The organism is Staphylococcus coagulans (assembly GCF_002901995.1).
GTDB lineage: Bacteria > Bacillota > Bacilli > Staphylococcales > Staphylococcaceae > Staphylococcus > Staphylococcus coagulans.
This window is the reverse complement of record NZ_PPQN01000001.1, coordinates 11,868-33,259: the sequence shown is the minus strand read 5'-3', so window position 1 is coordinate 33,259 and position 21,392 is coordinate 11,868. Positions and strand designations below refer to the sequence as shown.

The window sequence follows — 21,392 nt, the reverse complement described above, 5'->3', positions numbered from 1 at the left end:
AAATGCCTCCTAAAATTAAATAGATAATTCTTTAGTTAATTCTAACATGTGTTGATTAATTTGATGCTCGGTTGAATTGAATATCGTATCAAAATCTGTCGCTGTAAGGCGGTTATCTTTAATACCAACGCCCTTCGCTGTTTCACCATCCATAAGAAGCTCAACAGCAAAACCACCTAGTCTAGAAGCGAGTACACGGTCGACACCTGTAGGGCTACCTCCACGTTGAATGTGTCCTAATACAGATACACGTGCGTCTACATTGATGAATTTTGTCAATTCACCAGCACATGCTTGGCCTGTCATACAACCTTCTGCAACAATGATAATGGAATGCTTTTTACCTCTATCGATACCTTTTTGGATTTTTTCAGCAATGTCTTGAATATCAACTTTTGTTTCTGGTAAGATGATTGTTTCAGCCCCTACTGCTAATCCAGACCATAAAGCAAGGTCACCACAATTTCGTCCCATAACTTCTATGATAAATGTACGCGCATGGCTTGAAGCGGTATCACGAATCTTATCGACAGACTCTATAATTGTATTCAGTGCTGTATCAAATCCAATTGTAAAGTCAGTACCATTAATGTCATTATCAATCGTACCTGGAATTCCAATCGTTTGGATTTCTTTACATTCTTCACTAATACGTTGCGCACCACGGTAACTACCATCACCGCCAATGACAACGAGCCCTTCAATGCCTCGTTTTTTAAGATTTTCGATTCCTTTTTGACGTATTTCTTTTTCTTTGAACTCTGGGCAACGTGCTGAATATAAAAATGTTCCTCCACGTTGAATTGTATCACCCACAGTACCAAGCTCTAGTTTGCGAATATCATCATTGATAAGGCCTTGATAACCTTGATAAACACCATACACTTCAATATCATGATAAATCGCTTTTCTTACTACAGCACGAATTGCTGCATTCATCCCTGGAGAATCTCCACCACTCGTTAAAACTGCAATTTTTTTCATGTAGACATACCCTTTCTTGCATAGTTGTTAAGTTAAAAATACCATAATTTGATGATGCATTCCATCAAAAATAGGTACAAATAAAAATGAAAACGGTTTTTTAATATGAATTCATGAATCCGCCACAAATGGCGTTTTCATAACATTTTCATATAAAAATTAACCAAGTTATAATTCAATTTTATTTTATATTATGACTCAATTTTTGGTATTGTCAATTTAACGTTTAGTTGATGCAATTACTGTTGACTTTAAAATAAAAAGCATGTTTTAGAGAACTGTCTAGGCTTATCAAGATGAAAATAAGTATTTCTTAAAAAGTAATTTAAATTTTCTCATTTGCCACTATGACATCTCCTTTTGGCATGAATAACCGTACCGTCCAATAGTGTAACTATTTTAAATGAACGCTTCAAATAATAAATATAATTAATCCAAATCAAAAGTAGAGCGGAATATTTACTTTAAAAAGCTAAAACCCGAGATTTTTTAAAACAATCATCTCGGGTTTTAGCTCAGATTTATCTTATTCAAAATTTCTACAATGACACTATCATTATACAAATTTCACGTCATATGCATATTTGAAGTTCAATTTGAACGGTAGATTTTATTCTACAAAAGAACCAATATTTCGGAACTTCTCAAAACGATCCTCTTTAATCGCTTCAGGTGTCATATTTTCAAACGCCTTTAAATGGCGCGTGAATTTTTCTTTAATGCTTTTACCTAAAGCTTCCGCATCATGATGCGCACCACCAAGAGGCTCTTTGACCACTTCATCAATTATATTAAGCTCTAATAAATCATAGGCCGTAATTTTCATAGTTTCCGCCGCAATTTTCGCTAAAGCACTATCTTTCCATAAAATGCCAGCTGCACCTTCAGGAGATATGACAGAGTATGTACTATTTTCTAACATTAATAATCGGTTACTCACACCTAGACCAAGGGCACCACCACTTCCTCCTTCTCCTATAACAATAGAAATCACAGGAACAGTGAGGCCCGCCATATCGACCAGATTACGTGCGATGGATTCACTTTGACCGCGTTCTTCGGCAGCTTTACCTGGATAAGCACCTTTCGTATCGATAAATGTAAAAATCGGACGGTTGAACTTTTCCGCTTCTTTCATCAACCTTAAAGCCTTACGATAGCCTTCTGGATGAGCCATACCGAAGTTACGATAAATATTATCTTTCGTATCTTTCCCACGTTGATGTCCAATTACTGTTACTGGACGGCCATCTAAATAAGCTAATCCACCGATAATCGCCGGATCATCTCTGAAATTTCGATCACCGTGTAATTCAATGAAATCATCAAATATAAATGGAATATAGTCCAAAACAGTGGGTCTCTCAGGTAATCTTGCTATTTGTACACGATCCCAAGGTTTCAAAGATGTATAAATTTTTTCTTTTTCTGTTTGTAATGCTGCTTCAAGAATCTCAATTTCATCAGACAAATCAACATCATTTTTTGCCTGAGTCTCCTGTAAAGATTCAATTTTGTTCATAATATCTTGAATTGGTTTTTCAAAATCAAGCATTACTTTTTCACCTCACGATGCATATCAAATAATGTAGCAAGTGTTTTTTTCATTTCGCTACGGTGTACAACCTTGTCCAATTGGCCATGTTCCAATAAAAATTCAGCAGTTTGAAAATCATCAGGTAGTTTTTCGTTAATCGTTTGTTCAATCACACGTCGACCTGCAAAGCCAATCAGAGCTTTTGGCTCAGCAAGATTGATATCTCCAATAGAAGCGAAACTTGCAGAAACCCCACCAGTTGTTGGATGTGTCATATAAGAAATAAATAATAAGCCAGCATTTGAGTGCTTTTCTAAAGATACACTCGTTTTAGCCATTTGCATCAAAGAAATAATACCTTCTTGCATGCGAGCACCGCCTGAAGCCGTGAATAAAACAAACGGCAAACGTTCTTCGGTACAATGGTCAACAATACGACAAATTTTTTCCCCGACAACTGAACCCATACTCCCCATTCTGAATCTTGGGTCCATGACACCTACTCCAAATTTATTCCCATTAAGTTCAGCAGTGCCTGTTACAATTGCTTCATTTAATCCTGTTTTTTCTTGGTCTTTTTCAAGTTTTTCTTCATAGCCAGGAAAGTTTAATGGATTTGCAGAGGTCATCCCCTTATCAAATTCTTCAAAAGTCCCTTCATCCGCAATGGCGTCGATTCGATCATATGCAGAAAGTTGTATATGATGATCACAATTAAAACAAACATTTAAGTTTTCAGTTAGCTCTTTTGTATACATAATCTTTTTGCAGTTAGGACATTTTGTCATGATGCCTTCTGGAACTTCATTCTGTTTTGAATCTTGAACCGTAACATATTTCTTCTTTTTAGAATTACGATTAAAAAAATCTTTGAACATCTCTATTACCTCCACATAACCATCGGCTATCAATCAGCTTATTTTGACTTTTTTAAATCAGTAAGTGATAACGTTTTTTCGTATACCGCTTCTGGATCAACTTCGATTCTAGCGACACCTGATTCCATTGCAGCGCGTGCAACTTCTCTTGCAACTGAAGGTGCTACACGATAATCGAATGGTCCTGGAATCACATAATCTGCATTTCTTTCTTCATCTGTTATTAAATTTGCAATCGCTTCAACAGCAGCTTGTTTCATATCTTCATTGATATGTGTTGCACGAACATCTAACGCACCGCGGAATATCCCTGGAAAAGCGAGTACGTTATTGATTTGATTTGGAAAATCAGAACGGCCTGTACCGATGACTTTAGCCCCAGCATTTTTAGCTTTATCTGGTGTGATTTCTGGATTTGGATTAGCCATCGCAAAAATAATAGCATCTTCATTCATTGATTTCACCATGTCTTCTGAAAGCGCATCTGCAACTGATACACCAATGAAGACATCTGAGTCTTTAATGACGTCTTCTAATTGACCTTCTTGCTTGTCTTTATTTGTCCATTTCGCAACAGTTTCTTTAGTAGGGTTCATACCATATGGTCTACCTTCGAAAATAGCACCCTTTGAGTCGCACATAATCATATTTCGAACACCATAGGAATATAATAATTTAACAATAGCAATACCTGCTGCGCCTGCACCATTTAAAATCACTTTAATGTCAGCTAAGTCTTTGTTTACAATTCTAAGCGCATTAATAAGTCCAGCAACAGTTACGATTGCAGTTCCATGTTGATCATCATGAAAAACAGGGATTTTTGTTTCTTTTTTCAAACGTGCTTCGATTTCAAAACAACGCGGTGCAGAAATGTCTTCTAAATTGACGCCACCAAAATTAGGTTCTAAAAGTTTAACGGTACGAATAATTTCTTCTGTATCATTCGTTGATAGAGATAACGGAATTGCATCAACACCAGCAAAACTTTTAAATAACACAGCCTTACCTTCCATAACAGGGATACTAGCTTCGGCGCCAATGTTTCCTAATCCTAGAACAGCTGTCCCATCTGAAATGACAGCTACAGTATTACTTTTCATTGTGTAATCATAGACACGGCTTGGTCGTTCATGAATATCTTTACAGGGTTCAGCTACCCCAGGTGAATAGGCCAAACTAAGTTCTTCTTTATTTGTTACTTTAACCTTTGGACAAACAGCTAGTTTACCTTGATTTTCTTTATGCATATGCAATGCATCGTCTCTTAAAGACATTCACCATCATCTCCAATTATAAATTCATTATCTTATGAATAAGTCCTTATTTTATCGCCATTATAATATAGCACATTCTAAAAACATGTCAAAGTGACCTTCTGACACGGAGTACATAGAAGGTACCCTACAAAATTATATACCATTATAACAAACGAATATGTTGTGGTTCAATCGCTTTTAATAACTGGGTCAGTTGCTCAGAGTTCTTTTCAATATGACCTATAGGTTGAAATTGATTCGATGATTCGTTGTAAAAGTAGACGGGCACTGTAGCTTTCGATTGTGTTGAAAACAGTTGATTTTGTATATCTTCCGGTACTTTTTCTCTAATCACGATTCGCTTCACTGCCTTCATCTTTTCCTCTACATATTTTTCAAGCGGACTTATCTTTTGAATTACCATTTGCATCTTTTCATTTCTTTTTTCAAATTTACCCCAAACAATGTAATAAGCATTTTCTTGTATAAGTTGCGCGAAACTTTGAAATACTTTTGGAAAGATGACACCATCTACGGTGTGTTCACCATCATTCAACTCAACAAAGGCCATTTGTTGCCCTTTCTTTGTTCGAATAACACGAATCGCATCCATTGTTACTAAAATAGGTTGATTGATTAATTTGCTATTTAATTGGTAAATTCCGAGATATTGCTTTTTCACAAATTGTTTCTCCACTGGATGCATCGACACGTAAAAGCCAAGATATTGCTTTTCATAGTCACTTAACTGTTGTTCTGACATTTCTTCCGTTTCTAGGTAATCTCGTTTGATAGTCGCAAACGTATCTACAAAACTTTGATCAATATCACTGTTAGAATCGGTCACTTTATCTATTGACTGTAATAGTGTCGCTCTATTCTTGTCGAAACAATCTAAAGCCCCAGTTAAAATAAGTGCTTCGAGTAATCGTCGCGTACGTATCCGATTAGGAATGCGATCACAAAAATCAAAAAAGTCTTTAAAAGGCCCATGCTCGATGCGCTCTGAAACAATAGCTTGTACACTTTGATATCCAATCCCTTTTATAGCACCTAATGAGATATAGACACCTTTTTGTGTGGCTACATAGCGCCATTGACTCCAGTTAATATGCGGACCATGAATTTTAATCTGCTGTTGTTTAGCTTCTTGAATCATTAATTGTGTCTTTGCTTCGTTTCCAATGACATTACTCAATATGTTGGCATAAAAATAAGTTGGATAGTGTACTTTCAAATAAGTCATGATATAAGCGATTTTTGAATAGCTAACGGCATGGGCTCTAGGAAAACCGTAATCAGCAAATTTCAATATTAAATCAAAAATTTGACTGCTCAACGCATTGACATATCCTTTCTTCATCGCACCATCCATAAAATGCTGGCGTTCATTTTCTAATACTTCTCTATTCTTTTTGCTCATTGCACGCCTTAAAATATCAGCTTCACCATATGAAAAACCTGCAAATTGACTCGCAATTTGCATAATCTGTTCTTGATATATAATCACGCCGTAAGTCCTTTTTAGAATCGGCTCTAAATCTGGATGTAAATATTGAACTTGAGAAGGATCATGACGTCGCCGAATATATGTTGGAATTTCTTCCATCGGTCCAGGTCGGTATAAAGAGGTCACAGCTACTATATCCTCAAAATGCTCTGGCTGTAGTTTTTGCAACACACGGCGGACCCCGTCTGACTCTAATTGGAAAATACCTGTCGTATCGCCTCTTGAGAGAAGACGAAATACTTCCTTGTCATCAAAAGGAATTTCTTCAATATTTAAGTCAATTTTCATGTCATGTTTAATCTGTTTGATGATTTGATGAATGATTGTGAGATTACGTAATCCTAAGAAATCAATTTTTAATAAACCGATTCTTTCAGCCTCAGTCATCGTCCATTGGGTTAAAAGCCCTGTGTCACCTTCAGTAAGTGGAATGGATTCGTATAATGGCTGATCATTGACAATAACACCCGCTGCATGCGTAGATGTGTTTCGAGGTAAACCTTCAAGTTTTTTACAAAATTCGAACCAACGTTCATTTCTATGATTTCGATGCACAAATGCTTTAAAATTCTCTTGTGCATAAGCTTCATCGAGGGTCACACCTAATTTACTGGGAATAAGCTTAGATGCTTCGCTCAGTGTTGCTTCATCAAATCCCATCACTCGCCCCACATCTCTTGCCACTGCTTTGGCAAGCAAATGCCCGAAGGTGACAATACCTGCCACACGATAATCACCATATTTGTTTTGTACATATTGGATGACTTTTTCTCTTTGTGTATCTTCAAAGTCGATATCAATATCTGGCATTGTGACACGCTCAGGGTTAAGAAAGCGCTCAAAAAGCAAGTCATACTTCAAGGGATCAATGGTCGTAATATTGAGCAAATAACTGACCAAAGACCCTGCTGATGAACCCCGACCCGGCCCTACCATGACACCATTTGATTTGGCATAGCGGATTAAGTCACTCACTATGAGAAAATAATCGGCATAACCCATTTTAGTGATAACTTGATATTCATATTTTAACCGTTCCATATAATTCGGTTTTGATAAATCCTTATTTTGTAATGACTGTTCCAATACACGCCATAAATAATAATCAGCAGAGCTACCATCAGGAGTTTGAAACTCTGGGAGCAGCGCTTGATGATACTCAAGTTTTGCTTCACATAAATCTGCGACCTCATCAGTAGATTTCACATATTGTGCATCGATTTCAGCTTCACTCAATTCATTTATAGTAAACATATGACGTGATGGTCCGTCTTCATTGTCTATAAAATTCACCTTTGTGTTGTCACGAATGGCATTTAAGACTTTTAATGTTTCTTTATCTTCGGCTTTCAAATAATACGCACTTTCCAAATAAACCTGAGGTATAGAACGGTCTACAACAGAATGGTGATCCACATAATATGAACTTTCTATAGGCATTTCGTCTAACCAATGCAACGTTTGCTCAGTCATATTTTTAAAAATAACAACATTATGTTGTAGATAAGCTTGAATATCGTAAATTGATACTTGTTCCCGTTGATTGACTTGAATACCTGTTGACAATTGAAAAAGATTTTTCAAACCTTCGTTATTTTTAGCGATGAGGACCACTTCTAAAACGTTCAGCTGGTCTGTTATATAAATCGTCATCCCTAGCAGTGGTTTAATGCCTTTTTTAGTACACTCGTCATAAAATTGAGGCACACCATACATGACGTTTAAATCTGTAATCGCTATAGCTGAGTAGCCTATGTCAATCGCACGCGCAATTGCCCCTTTAATTGTTATACTTGAATTTAAAAGCTCATATGAAGTATGAATATTTAAATGGGCAACCATCGTAGACACCTTCTTTTACAATTTATTTTTTAATTCAGTGGCAAGCGTTTCAAATTCATCCCAAGAATGTACAGAAGCACCTGCTGCGTTGGGGTGTCCCCCGCCACCAAAGTGTGCAGCGACATCATTAATCGTTATTTGTTTAGAACGGATGCGACAACGTATTTCTTTACCTTCATCAACTGCAAACACCCATATTTTTAATCCTTTTAGATCTGCAACAGCATTGACATAGAGTGATGCTTCATTCGGTTGGATTTGGTATTTTTCTAATACATCAGCCGTGATTTTAACTTTACAAAAGCCTTTTTCATCTAATTCAAAATTTTGGAGCACGTAACCATGGAATGGCATTAAGCGTGGTTCTTTTTCACCCAATTGGTTGAGTAATTGATCATGACCAATATCATATTTTAAAAGTTTACTTGCAATTTCCATCGTTTTAGGTGAAGTATTACTGAAGAAAAAGCGCCCCGTGTCTCCAACAATTCCAAGATATAACGATGATGCGATGGCTTTATTTAAAATTTCAATGTCTCCAAATTGTCGAATGATATCAAAAATAATTTCGCTCGTAGACGAAGCATTGACATCGACATAATTAATGTCACCATAATCATCTACCGGTGGATGATGATCGATTTTGATAAGCGCCTGGCCTTGGCTGTACCGTGCATCATCAATACGTGGTGCATTTGCGGTATCACATACAATAACAAGTGCATCTTGATATTGTTCACTATCAACTTGGTCTAAATCGCTCATAAACTCAAGTGAAGGCTCTACTTGTCCCACTGCAAAAACCGATTTTCCAGGATATTTTGCTTTCAAATAATATTTTAATCCCATTTGAGATCCCATAGCATCTGGATCGGGTCTCACATGGCGATGAATAATAATGGTATCAAATGTCTGAATTTTATTTTGAATTTCTTCTATTAATTTCATAATTATCACTCCCTTAATGGTCTAGTAGTTGACACATAATTAAAGCTTTAGCTACAGGTTGTTTTGCGCTTTCCATTGATACTTCAACTTTAGCAAAATTTCTTCCCATGTCTAAAATGGTATAGAGTACTTCGACTTCGCTTTCAATCTGTACTGTACGTATATAAAAAATGTTTAAACTTTCAATCATAACCTCTAATTTTTTATGTTTTCGCATAACTGACTTAATTGTTTCTTCAATAATCGCCACTGTGACAGATTTACTTAAAGTTCCAAATTGATTGGTTAATTGAGGGGTAATTTCTACTACAATTTGGTGGTTTCTAATTTCGATATGCTTCGCAACTTGATCGTTTATTGTTTCACCCACTTGTGGTTGCCGTCCAACAATTTGCATCGCTTTCAAGACATCTTCCCTTGAAATAACACCTATTAATCGCTTTTGTGCATTAATAACGGGCAGCAATTCGATTCCCTCCCAAATCATTAAATGTGCACAACTTGCAACTGTAGTATTTAATTGTACACTAATCGCTGGCTTTTTCATGACTCTATGTAATTTTTCTTCAGGATTTTTACCAATAATATCCTTACTTGTAATGAGTCCTGCTAATTTTTCATAGCGATCCACTACTGGAAAACGTGAGTGTGAAGACTCGTGAGATTTTTTCCCAACATCGGCAACAGTCATTTCATCATATAAATAGGATGTTTCTTCAATCGGAATCACAATGTCCTCAACAACCATAATTTCTTTCTTTATCATTTGATTATACATTGCTCTATTAATTATATTAGCTACCATAAAAGTATCATAATTTGACGAAATAATAGGCAGATTTTGATCATTCGCCATCGTTTTAATTTCATCTGTCGTATCAAAACCACCTGTAATGAGTATTGCACTACCCTTTTCAAGTGCTGCTTTTTGCACATCGAGACGGTTTCCGACAATGAGCAAAGTGTTTTTCGATACATAATTTACGACATTATCTACTTCCATTGCACCAATCGCAAATTTTGTTAATGAATTAAATTGACCACCTCTGCCAGCAATCAAATGGCCATCCACAATTTTGGCAATTTCTCTAAACGTCAAATGATCTACTTTTGCTCTTGTTTTTTTCTCTATTCTCACTGTCCCAACACGGTCAATCGTTGCAACCAAACCACGTTGATTTGCATCTTTAATGGCACGATACGCCGTTCCTTCTGAGACATCTAAGTCTTTTGCAATTTTGCGTACGGATATCTTTTGGCCCACTGATAACGATTCTATATGTTTAATAATTTGCTCATGCTTTGTCATGTGTCTCCCTCAATTTGATTAAATTTTATATACTACTACATTTGTCACGGCAATATAAAAAGATTCAACCGGTTTAGACATCTCCTGAATATAAAGTCAAAATTTGATTCTTCATATGTCATCTGAAACCAAAACGAAAGTGTGTTTGTTTTTTACTTTTCGTCTTTATCTTTTAATTTTATTCATACATTTTTGATTACTTGTATATTATAACGTTTTTCAAATCGTATTGCGAAGTAATCTTCGTGCATATTTATACTTATAAAAGATGGCATTTCATTTTAATTTTGTATAGACTAGATATAAGGAGGATGATAGAGATGCATAAAAATATTTTACTCGCAGTTGACACAGATTTAAAAAACACAAAAGCATTGCAAGAAGTTGTGAAACTTTCAGGTGAGACGACAACTGTAACAATGCTCAATATCATCGCAGAACAAGATGCCCAAGCCTCAGTAAAAATGGGGACGCATATCGATGAGCTCAAACATATTCGCCATACGCAAATGGCACCTACACGAGAAACACTAGAAGAACATGGTATTCATTATGAAGAAGTGATTGAACGTGGCAATCCAAAAGAAAAAATCGTGACATACGCGAATAGTGGTCAATATGACATCGTTGTGCTCAGCAATCGCAAAGCAGAAGCGGCTCAAAAATTCGTACTAGGCAGTGTCAGCCATAAAGCGGCAAAGCGTGCTAAAATCCCAGTCCTGATTGTTAAATAATCGTATGTGAATGCAATTGTAGTAACCCTACAAGAAAGGTAAAGACCTCATGACTTTAACCACTCTGTGTTACCAATTACAAACGAAAAGACAAGGATATGAGCAATAGAAATCAAAAGTGATTCTACTCTCAAATTCCTTGTCTTTTTTGATTAAAATTCGACTGCTTCACCTGGTTTTAAAATTTGAACTCGACCTTCATAAACCGCTTCCTTAAATTTAACCGGATCTTGTTCAATTAATGGGAATGTATTGTAGTGAATCGGTACCGTGAGTTTCGGTTTAATTAAATGATTGATTGCATAACTTGCATCTTCAATTCCCATTGTAAAATTATCTCCAATAGGTACGAAACAAACATCAACCGGATGGCGTTCAGCAATTAATTTCATATCACTGAATAACCCTGTATCACCTGCATGGTATATCGTTTTTCCATCTAATTCTAAAATCACACCCATTGGCATACCTAAATAGATTGGAATACCTTCATCATTCGTTAGACTTGAACTATGAAAAGCTTGTACAAATTTTAAAACACCAAAATCAAACTCCCATTTTCCACCAATATTCATTGGATGTACATTTTCGATACCTTTTGCCGTAGATAAATAATTAGCTACTTCAGCACTACCGATAACAGTGGCATGATTACGGTTAGCAAGTTCAACCGTGTCACCAAAATGATCTTCATGCCCATGTGTGAGTACAATATAGTCCACTTTTAAATCTTCGACACTTAAATCTGATAAGTCATTACCTGTAATAAAAGGATCTATAATACCTGATTTCCCATTCGCTTCAAAATAAACCGTTGATTGACCATGAAATGATAACTTCATGTTTGTATCCTCCTTTTAACCATCTTTGCCTCTTTATTGCTATACCTCAATATTAACAAGTTAATCCTTTGAAATCTAAATTTTATTATTCTCCCTCGTTTATTTTTTTGTCTTACCTTCACCTGCTTTAATCCATAAGTGAAAAAACGATACCCTCTATTTTGCATTCTTTGAGGAGCTAGAATAAAATAGAAGAAAAGATATAAGGAGGCGCTTTTATGTCAAAATTAGATCAACTCGTACAAGCATTAAATGAAAATGAAGCGGATGCCGCATGGATTTCACATCCCATCAACATTTTCTATTTTACAGGATATAAATCAGATCCACATGAACGCTTATTTGCACTGCTTGTTAGAAAAGATGGTGAACCTATTTTGTTCTGTCCACAACTCGAAGTGGAAGAAGTTAAAAATTCACCTTTTGAAGGTCAAATTATTGGTTATTTAGATACTGAAAATCCATTCGACAAGCACCAAAATCATTATGACAAATTATTGATAGAAGAAAGTCATTTAACAGTTCAAAGATATCGTGCTTTGAAAGAGGCGTTTAAGACAAAAACATTTGCGCCAATTGATCAAGCAATCAAGCAATTACGGAATGTTAAAACAGATGATGAAATTAAAGCATTAGCAGAAGCTGCGCAATTAGCTGACAAATGTATGGAAATTGGTAAAGCCTTTTTAAAAGTAGGCGTAACTGAAAGGGAAGTTGTCAATCATATCGAAAACGAGATTAAACGTTACGGTGTATCAGAAATGAGTTTTGATACTATGGTTCTTTTTGGTGATCATGCTGCTGCCCCACATGGTACCCCTGGTGACAGAAAACTAAAAAATGATGAATACGTGTTATTCGATTTAGGTGTCATTTACAAACATTATTGCAGTGATATTACGCGCACGATTCCATTTGGCAACCCAGATCAAAAAGCTCAAGAAATCTATCAAATTGTATTACAAGCTGAGACAGAAGCAATCGAACTGATTCAACCCGGAGTTAAAATTAGCGACCTTGATCGCAAAGCACGTGGAATTATTGAAAATGCAGGATTTGGTGAATACTTCCCGCATCGTCTTGGACATGGTTTAGGTCTTGAAGCACATGAGTATCAAGACATCTCTCATACAAACGATCATTTATTAGAAGCAGGCATGGTTTTAACAATTGAACCAGGCATTTATGTTCCTGGCGTTGCTGGCGTTAGAATTGAAGATGATATTCTCGTTACTGAACATGGTTATGTCCGCTTGTCGAATTATCCAAAATGATAAAGGAAGCTGTCGCATCGTCGTTACGTGAAGTAGAGGCGAAGTTAAAAGCGGGTGCACATCGAATTGAGCTTTGTGATAACATGGCACAGTTAGGAACAACACCAAGTTATGGTATGGTTAAAATTGCAAGTGAAATGTGTCGACTTTATGGTGCAGAACTAGTGGTTATGATTCGACCAAGAGGTGGTGACTTTTGTTACAATTGGTATGAATTTGAAGCGATGCAAGCAGATATTCAACTGTTGAAGTCACTTTCAATCGACGCCTTTGTTTTCGGTTGTTTAACCTCCAATCAAACTTTAAATACATTTCAAATGAAAACACTCATCTCACTTGCGCATCCAATCCCTACTGTCTGTCACATGGCTTTTGATTATATTTATCCAGCAGGACAAACGAAAGCATTACAAGAACTAATAGACCTTGGTGTACAAAGATTACTGACTCATGGCGGACGACCTGAAACTGATTTGTTTGATAATTTGCCGCGCATTGCAAAATTTGTAACACAATCAAAAGGAAGAATAGAGATTATGCCTGGTGGTGGTCTCAACTCTCAAAACTTACCCCACCTTTTAGAGCTGTTTCCATTCCAAGAAGTACACGGTAGCGCGATTGTAAATGCAGATCTCGAAACACCATGAAAGCAGTAATCCGTTAAAGCAGATAAATCATAATACGAAAAAACTAAGCGGAAAGATTCATATAAATAAGGAGCGGAACAGCATCGGTTAAATCACTGTTCCGCTTCTTACTTTATCAAATATTATACTGTCTCTTTTAATGCATCACTTACAGACGTATAACTGTAATTAAATGCATCAGCAACAGCTTTATTTGTAATTTGTCCAGCAAACACATTCAATCCATGTGAGAGTGGTTCATTTTCTATGAGTGCACGTTGATAGCCTTTATTCGCAAGCTGCAACGCATAAGGTAATGTCGCGTTATTTAAGCCAATTGTCGATGTACGCGGTACTGCACCTGGCATATTTGCGACAGCATAATGGACCACATCATGTTTGATATATGTTGGGTTATCATGCGTTGTAATACGATCTGTCGTTTCAAAAATACCACCTTGATCGATGGCAATGTCAACAACAACAGAGCCAGGCTTCATCTTTTTAATCATCGCTTCAGTAACTAACTTAGGTGCTTTTGCCCCTGGAATTAAAACAGCACCAATGACTAAGTCACTTTCGATGACATGTGCCTCGATGTTTAATGGATTCGACATGATGGTTTGAACACGACCATCAAATAAATCTTCAAGCTCTTGCAAACGTTTTGGATTCACGTCTAAAATTGTGACGTCTGCGCCAAGGCCTAATGCGATGCGTGCAGCGTTAGTCCCAGCTTGGCCCCCACCAATAATTGTCACCTTACCTTTTTGAACACCAGGGATACCCCCTAATAGAATACCCATGCCACCATTAAAGCGTTGTAAAAATTGTGCCCCAATTTGAGTCGACATCCGTCCTGCCACTTCACTCATTGGCGTAAGAAGTGGTAATGTTCGATCAGCTAGTTGCACTGTTTCATATGCAATGGCTACCACTTTTTTATCGATGAGTGCTTGAGTTAATTCTGGTTCATTTGCTAAATGAAGATAAGTAAACAGAATGAGACCTTCTTTAAAATAAGCATACTCCTCTGATAATGGTTCCTTTACTTTTATGATCATATCCACGTCCCAAACTTGTGATTGACTATCGCTAATTTCAGCCCCCGCTTCAACGTAGTCATTATCCTCGAAATAAGACCCCTCACCAGCATGTGTTTCTACAAGGACTTCATGTCCTGCCTCTACTAACGCATGAACACCACTTGGTGATAAACCTACACGATTTTCATTATTTTTAATTTCTCTTGGAATTCCAATTCTCATACTCCTTACACCTCCAAATTCATGATAACGCATACATTATGTAAGCGCAATCATTAAATTTTTGTAAAATCAATACTATTAAAATCCAATTCATTTTCAAAATTTTATGATATAATAAAAGTGAAATAAGAAAGGGGTTTTCGCTATGTTTATTTACAAAAATATTTTGATTGCTGTTGATGGTTCTCATGAAGCAGAATGGGCGTTCAATAAAGCACTTGCCGTTGCAAAACGTAACGATGCTAAGTTAACAGTAGTAAATGTCATTGATTCTAGAACGTACACATCATTTGAAGTATATGATTCGCATTTTACTGAAAAATCAAAATCATTTGCTGAAAAATTACTGGACGGCTACCGTCAAGTTGCCGAAGATGAAGGGGTTCATAATGTTGAAACACGTTTAGAATTCGGATCTCCAAAATCAATCATTCCTAAGTTAGCAAGTGAAGACGAATCAGGCGTAGACTTAGTCATGTGTGGGACTTCAGGACTTAACGCTGTTGAACGTTTTATCGTCGGCTCAGTATCTGAAGCGATTGTTCGCCATGCAACTTGTGACGTACTTGTCGTTCGTACTGAACAAATCCCAGAAAACTTTGAACCTAAAGTTGCGACTGAAGATTTTTTAAAAGACTTTAGCATTTAAACCTAATCTTAATAAAGTGAATTATATTTAAAGATGTCATTTTTTAGAGCACATCTTTTATGCAGTGGGCGAATTAATTAATAGTCGCTCACTGTTTTATTTTAATAATTAAATGCATTCAAAAACCTCTTCGCCCCTCCCCCTAAAACAAAAAAGAGGCAGAGCTAAAATCGTTTTGATTTCAGTTCTACCTCAGTCAGATGACTCGCGTGACTAAACACGTTTCACGAACCCTTACGCCATCCTTTTATATTATTTCATAGTTTGAATTTTTTATAACTTAAGTCGCTTATACGATGTAAAATAATTTTTACAACAAATTAATCTAACTCACCGAATGTCATTACATCTCGTGCAATCATTACTTCTTCATTCGTTGGAATCACTAACACTTTAACCGGTGAATGTGGGTAGTTTAATTCAGCTTCTTTACCACGTAATCCTTCGTTTTTACGAGGATCCCAATAAACGCCCATAAATTCTAATCCTTCTAATACACGCGCACGTACTGTATCAGAGTTTTCACCCACACCAGCAGTGAAGATAATTACATCAACACCATGCATACGTGTCGCATATGATCCCATGTATTTATGGATACGTGAAGCGAATACTTCTAATGCAAGTTCTGCACGTTCGTTGCCTTCTTTTGCATCACCTTCAATATCACGTAAATCAGAAGAAGTGCCTGTAATACCTAATAAACCAGACTCTTTATTTAAAATATTTAATACTTCATCTGCAGTTTTACCTGTTTTTTCCATGATGAATGGAATAAGCGCTGGGTCGATATTACCTGAACGTGTTCCCATTGTCACACCTGCTAATGGCGTGAATCCCATTGATGTATCGATTGATTTTCCACCATCAATCGCAGCAATTGAAGCACCGTTACCAATGTGACATGAAATGATGCGCAATTCTTCAACAGGTTTATTTAAAATTTCTGCTGCACGTTGTGATACATATTTGTGACTTGTACCGTGGAAGCCATATTTACGGATACCATATTTTTTATAGTAATCATAAGGTAAACTATAAAGGTACGCAGATTCAGGCATTGATTGATGGAAAGATGTATCGAACACAGCCACATGCGGAATATTAGGTAAAAGCTTTCTAAAAGCTAAAATACCCATTAAATTCGCTGGATTATGAAGTGGTGCCAAATCTGTTAAGCTTTCAATATCACTTATAACTTGGTCATTAACAAGCGCTGATTGAGGGAAAACTTCTCCACCATGAACCACACGATGACCTGTACCGTCAATGTCATTAATATCATTGATGATACCATGTTTTTGTAAGCTTTCTAACATAATGTTAACAGCTTGTTCATGGTCTTTAATATCTTCTACCTCTTTAAATTTTTCGCCTTTGAATTCAATGGTAAAAATTGAATCTTTTAAACCAATACGCTCGATTAAACCTTTTGTGATAAGTTTTTCTTCTGGCATTTCAATTAATTGAAATTTCAATGATGAGCTACCAGCGTTAATCGCCAAAATTAACTTTGACATGTAAACGGCCTCCAATATTTTTAATTTATTTAAATCTATTTAACCATTAATACAGTTTGATTTCAAGAGTGCAACAGCTTAATTTTTAGGGTGATTTTGTGACAACCAGGCCGTTAATTCAGATAAAAATTGTTGAAAATTTTGTGGATTTTTAAAATCTGGAATATTTGCGAGTAAAACTTCTACAGGCGTTGTGACGTGTTGTTCCTTACGTTGTAAAATTAAGATTGATTTTTGCGCACGCTCATTTTTGAATAAATTCTTTGGTAAATTAAGAAATGCTTGCATTTCTGTTTCTGTTGCAATGAAATTTTCTAACTGTTTCACATGCTCGCCTTCAAAAATTAGGCTTGGCACAACTAAGAAAACGTAACCTGATGGCTTAACCGCGTGAACCGCTTGCTCAATAAATAGATAATGTGAGAAACTGTGTCCCTCTTCAAAGCTTAACTGTAACTGTGCGCTTCGACTATCATTCGGATAATAACCAATAGGCAAATCTCCTACAACAACATCTGCATCTTCAAAAGGTAAAGGCATGATTGCATCTTGTGGATATACATCAAAAGGAATTTCTAGGAAGTTAGCCAGGTGCACACTGACTCTTGAAAGCACGGGGTCTACTTCAACAAGATGATGCATCAATGTGTAATCCGTCATCACCTCATGAATTGTGGCACTTAGATGACCTGCACCGCTACCTAAATCAGCAATGTGTAACTCGGACTGCTCTTGTTGAAATTGAGAAACTAAGAAACCTAAAATCAATCCAATAGAATCAGGCGTAATCTGATGATTCGCTTGAACTTCTTCTTTTTGCAATTGATTTAAATATGCAAATTGAAAAGCTTTTCTTCTATCTTGTAATGTCGCTTGTTCTAGCAATTCGCGTTGTGATGTATAAATGCGTTCCATCGCTAAACCTAAATTTTCAATAAAGCTTTGACCATTTTCTTCATTTAATTGTTGCGTCAATTCATCGATTTGCTGGAACAATTTTTCCATTATCGATTTTGATACTGTCATCAAATCATCCTTTCACAAAAACAGGGGACGAATCAGAAGTCTATCCATACAATTGGGACTTCTTCATCTCCCCCAATAATGACTATGATTAGCCTAATAATGCCAGTTTAAACGTTTCGATAAGCTTCAAGTGCCGCTTCGAAATTCGGAAAATCTGTGCCTTCAGGTACAATTTCTTTATAAACGACTTTATTATTTTCATCTAAAACAAACACAGAGCGAGCTAGTAACTGTAAGCCTTCCATGATTAAACCATAATTTTCACCAAATGAATGGTTTTGGTAATCACTTAATGTAATCACATTATCTAAACCCGTCGATGCACACCATCTTTGTTGTGCAAACGGCAGGTCAACAGAAATTGTTAAAACATAACCGTCTTCTGTACTTGCTTCTTCGTTAAATTTACGCGTTTGTTGATCACAAACACCTGTGTCAAGAGAAGGTACGACATTAATCATTTTTTTCTTCCCATCATATTGAGAGAGAGACACACCTTGTAAACTGTTATCAACGACAGTAAAATCTGGTGCCTGATCGCCTACGTTAACCTCTTTACCTAATAATTGAATAGGATTTTGTTTAAATGTAATTTGTGTCATTTATTGTGCCTCCTTAAAAGATTACTCTTTTATTATATCGTCTTACTATGATGTTATCACGTCAGACACCTTCATTTTCTTTAATGTACTGAAGATATTTATTCTTTACAACTACCGTATTCGCAAAATAATCATGTATACCAATATGCTTCGGTGTGAATATCACCGCAAAATAAGGTAAACCAAACAAGACATTTGATATTAGTCTGCCAATCCATTCTCTAAATAGAATGTCCGTCCAATTAGGTTTATGAATATCGACCGTATATACTTTTAACCCCATAATCATTTTTCCTACTGTTTGTTGAAAGAAATAGGTCATTAATATGAAGTAACCAAAGTATATTAATGCATCCAAAATATGGCCTATACTAAAATAATCAATCCATAATTTCCATTCATCAATACCCGTCAGGGCATAGAGTGGATTAAGGACGATTTGTGTTATCCCCCATAATATTCCTAAATCTATCAAATAACTGATGAAACGTCTCCAAAACCCTGCATAAAAGAAGGCGTTTAATTCGTATTGATATTGTTCTATCGTTTTTTTAGCACGTTGATTGGCGTGTTGAAACTGCCGACCATTCATATCATGATAGTTTGGTTGCGAAGGATTATAGTTTTGCTGTATTGATCTGTCCATCATACGACCTACCCTTCATATTTATACATCGGTCTCGTTTGGGCTTCATTGTTCAAGATTTGTTTGATATTTTGAACATCTGAGCGTAAACCATTTACAAATGATTTCATACCTAGGAAACTTGTTAAATCACTTGATTCTTGATTAAAAGTAATGATTTGCGGATCATCCACTTTAATGGCTTTCTCTAAATCTTTTAACGCTTGATCTTTATATGCAATTTGATCAATTAGACCATTTGCTTTTGCTTGTTGAGCACTATAAATTCGACCATCAGCGAGCTTTCTCACTTTTGATTCTGACATGTGACGTCCTTTTTTAACAACATCAACAAATTGATCAAAACTGTCTTTATTAATTGACTGAAGAATTTGTCTCTCTTCTTCCGTCATTTTACGTGAACCACTTAAAATATCTTTATGCGCACCTGATTTAATCGTATTGGTCTTAATACCTAAGTCATCCAATAATTTAGAATAATCTTTTGACTCAGAAATCACACCAATAGATCCTGTCAATGTTTGAGGCCCTGCATAAATTTTATCTGCTGGTGCCGAAATATAATAACCACCAGAAGCCGCTAAAGTTTCCATTTGTACGTAAATCTTTTTACCAGCATCTTTAACTGCTTTCAATTTATGATAAAACTCATCACTTTCATATGTACCGCCACCTGGGCTGTTAACGTTTAACAATACACCTTTTATTGAATCATCATTTTTAATTGTTTCAAGTTGATTTAACGCCACTTGATGATTATACTCACTGCCACCACCAAATAAGCCGGGGGCACCTGTATCTTGTATTGCACCATTGACTGTAATCTCTGCAATTTGATTTGACTTGTCGCCTTCTTGTACAACTGTACTTGGTGCTTCAGCATTAATATTTACCTCTCCATTAAAAAAAGAGGAAACAATTGAGGTCAATGCACTGGTAAGAATTCCTCCTATAATGATGACACTCGCTAAAATAATTGCAACAATTCTTTTCGACATTTTTGACGTCCTTTCCTTTAGGTTACGTTCATCATAACAAATATAAAATTTTTTCGCGATATTTCTCAAAATGTTTATTTGCAATGCTAAATATTTGTAAGACCTTTACTTTCTCTTCACAATTTTCACTTTATTCATGAACGTGTTCTCTTTTATAAAAAACTCTGAAAGTAATCAAATGTATTTTTTAAGATTAAGACGAGTGTAATAACAATAAATAAGACTTTGACATAGCCTACACCTTTTTTAATTGCAAACCACGCACCACAATATGAACCCGTAATCATACTTATCGCCATAATCAAACCATAAACATAATCTACATGGTCAAAAAATATAAAGAGCAATAATGCACCTAAATTGGATGCAAAATTTAACACTTTAGCATTGCCTGCTGCACTTAAGAAATCAAAACCAAATAATAAAAATACAAACAATAAGAAGGACCCTGTTCCGCCTCCTAAAAATCCGTCATAAAAACCAATGATTGTAATGAAACCAATCAGTAGCAGAATTTTGAAGAGCGTTAGCTTTTCGTATGTACGAATACTGCCCCAATCTTTTTTTAATAGTGTGTACAATAAAACAATCGTTAAAATGAAAATAACTAAAGGTTTAAGTAAATTTGCTGGTAAAAATACAGCGAGGTATGCGCCAATAATGGCGGCAATAAATGAAAGAGGAAATAATTTAAGTACAATGTTTAAATCTACTTTTCCAGATCGAATAAAGCGAATCGCACTGGTCAAAGAACCAAATGCGCTCGCCAGCTTGTTCGTTCCAAGGGCTATAGCTGGTGGCATACCAATTGCTAACAAGGCGGGGATTGAAATCAAGCCCCCGCCACCGACGACCGCATCAATAAACGCAGCCAAAAACCCTAATAAAATCACAATTAATATCAGTGTCCCATCCACTTCGAATATCATCGTCAAGCCCC

19 protein-coding genes are annotated in these 21,392 nt (G+C 36.1%); 4 read left to right on the top strand and 15 right to left on the bottom strand.

Translation table 11 applies throughout. The annotated features are described in order from the left end of the window. Nucleotides 1–15: 15 nt before the first annotated feature. The 7 genes from pfkA to CD118_RS00115 all read right to left on the bottom strand — a co-directional run bounded on the left by pfkA (nt 16) and on the right by CD118_RS00115 (nt 10,267). A complete protein-coding gene (gene pfkA, locus CD118_RS00145) occupies nt 16–984 on the bottom strand; it encodes a 6-phosphofructokinase (RefSeq protein ID WP_050330695.1) in 969 nt (322 codons plus the stop codon). A gap of 610 nt (nt 985–1,594) precedes the next feature. Further along, nucleotides 1,595–2,539, bottom strand: coding sequence for an acetyl-CoA carboxylase carboxyltransferase subunit alpha (locus CD118_RS00140; protein ID WP_060829780.1), 945 nt, complete (start codon nt 2,537–2,539; stop codon nt 1,595–1,597). Further along, nucleotides 2,539–3,399: an acetyl-CoA carboxylase, carboxyltransferase subunit beta gene (accD, locus tag CD118_RS00135; protein WP_050330693.1), complete on the bottom strand. Its 861-nt coding sequence runs from the start codon at nt 3,397–3,399 to the stop codon at nt 2,539–2,541. Before accD ends, CD118_RS00140 begins: the two co-directional genes overlap by 1 nt. 38 nt (nt 3,400–3,437) lie before the next feature. Continuing rightward, complete coding sequence (gene ystJ / locus CD118_RS00130; RefSeq protein ID WP_050345517.1) at nt 3,438–4,676, bottom strand: NADP-dependent malic enzyme; 1,239 nt, start codon at nt 4,674–4,676, stop codon at nt 3,438–3,440. Between the two features lie 145 nt (nt 4,677–4,821). Beyond that, a complete protein-coding gene (locus CD118_RS00125; RefSeq protein WP_103356053.1) occupies nt 4,822–8,010 on the bottom strand; it encodes a DNA polymerase III subunit alpha in 3,189 nt (1,062 codons plus the stop codon). Nucleotides 8,011–8,025: 15 nt separating this feature from the next. Then, the gene (locus tag CD118_RS00120; protein WP_060830511.1) at nt 8,026–8,961 is read right to left on the bottom strand and encodes a DHH family phosphoesterase; all 936 of its coding nucleotides are present in this window, start codon (nt 8,959–8,961) and stop codon (nt 8,026–8,028) included. A 10-nt stretch (nt 8,962–8,971) separates the two neighbouring features. Beyond that, nucleotides 8,972–10,267 (bottom strand): DRTGG domain-containing protein, encoded by a 1,296-nt coding sequence (locus CD118_RS00115; protein ID WP_060829778.1) that lies wholly within the window; start codon nt 10,265–10,267, stop codon nt 8,972–8,974. Between the two features lie 320 nt (nt 10,268–10,587). Here CD118_RS00115 and CD118_RS00110 point away from each other — a divergent pair, with 320 nt between their 5' ends. Continuing rightward, the gene (locus CD118_RS00110) at nt 10,588–11,001 is read left to right on the top strand and encodes a universal stress protein (protein WP_103356052.1); all 414 of its coding nucleotides are present in this window, start codon (nt 10,588–10,590) and stop codon (nt 10,999–11,001) included. 152 nt (nt 11,002–11,153) lie between these two features. Here the strand turns inward: CD118_RS00110 and CD118_RS00105 are convergent, their stop codons facing one another. After that, entirely contained in the window at nt 11,154–11,843 is a 690-nt protein-coding gene (locus tag CD118_RS00105; RefSeq protein WP_050330688.1) for a metal-dependent hydrolase, read from the bottom strand. A gap of 218 nt (nt 11,844–12,061) precedes the next feature. On the opposite strand from CD118_RS00105, the gene CD118_RS00100 reads away from it, so the two are divergent. Together CD118_RS00100 and CD118_RS00095 are read left to right on the top strand one after the other, a co-directional pair. Then, nucleotides 12,062–13,117, top strand: coding sequence for a M24 family metallopeptidase (locus CD118_RS00100; RefSeq protein ID WP_103356051.1), 1,056 nt, complete (start codon nt 12,062–12,064; stop codon nt 13,115–13,117). Beyond that, nucleotides 13,114–13,764, top strand: a complete 651-nt coding sequence (locus CD118_RS00095) for a copper homeostasis protein CutC (protein WP_103356050.1) — start codon at nt 13,114–13,116, stop codon at nt 13,762–13,764. Before CD118_RS00100 ends, CD118_RS00095 begins: the two co-directional genes overlap by 4 nt. Before the next feature lie 122 nt (nt 13,765–13,886). Here CD118_RS00095 and ald read toward each other — a convergent pair whose 3' ends face one another. Then, nucleotides 13,887–15,011 (bottom strand): alanine dehydrogenase, encoded by a 1,125-nt coding sequence (gene ald / locus CD118_RS00090; RefSeq protein WP_103356049.1) that lies wholly within the window; start codon nt 15,009–15,011, stop codon nt 13,887–13,889. Between the two features lie 145 nt (nt 15,012–15,156). Between ald and CD118_RS00085 the strand changes: the two genes are divergently transcribed. Then, nucleotides 15,157–15,660, top strand: a complete 504-nt coding sequence (locus CD118_RS00085; protein ID WP_103356048.1) for a universal stress protein — start codon at nt 15,157–15,159, stop codon at nt 15,658–15,660. 320 nt (nt 15,661–15,980) lie between these two features. On the opposite strand, the gene CD118_RS00080 is transcribed toward CD118_RS00085, so the two are convergent. The 6 genes from CD118_RS00080 to CD118_RS00055 form a co-directional block, all read right to left on the bottom strand. Beyond that, complete coding sequence (locus tag CD118_RS00080) at nt 15,981–17,180, bottom strand: acetate kinase (protein WP_050330683.1); 1,200 nt, start codon at nt 17,178–17,180, stop codon at nt 15,981–15,983. A gap of 78 nt (nt 17,181–17,258) precedes the next feature. Next, the gene (locus CD118_RS00075) at nt 17,259–18,206 is read right to left on the bottom strand and encodes a class I SAM-dependent methyltransferase (RefSeq protein ID WP_103356047.1); all 948 of its coding nucleotides are present in this window, start codon (nt 18,204–18,206) and stop codon (nt 17,259–17,261) included. A 107-nt stretch (nt 18,207–18,313) separates the two neighbouring features. Beyond that, complete coding sequence (gene tpx, locus CD118_RS00070) at nt 18,314–18,808, bottom strand: thiol peroxidase (RefSeq protein WP_016425334.1); 495 nt, start codon at nt 18,806–18,808, stop codon at nt 18,314–18,316. Nucleotides 18,809–18,869: 61 nt separating this feature from the next. Next, a complete protein-coding gene (locus CD118_RS00065) occupies nt 18,870–19,454 on the bottom strand; it encodes an RDD family protein (protein ID WP_103356062.1) in 585 nt (194 codons plus the stop codon). 8 nt (nt 19,455–19,462) lie between these two features. Next, nucleotides 19,463–20,452: a signal peptide peptidase SppA gene (gene sppA, locus CD118_RS00060; RefSeq protein ID WP_050345512.1), complete on the bottom strand. Its 990-nt coding sequence runs from the start codon at nt 20,450–20,452 to the stop codon at nt 19,463–19,465. Between the two features lie 152 nt (nt 20,453–20,604). Further along, nucleotides 20,605–21,381 carry a TSUP family transporter gene (locus CD118_RS00055; RefSeq protein ID WP_103356046.1) on the bottom strand — a complete coding sequence of 259 codons (777 nt, stop codon included), beginning with the start codon at nt 21,379–21,381 and terminating at the stop codon, nt 20,605–20,607. Between the last annotated feature and the right edge of the window lie 11 nt (nt 21,382–21,392).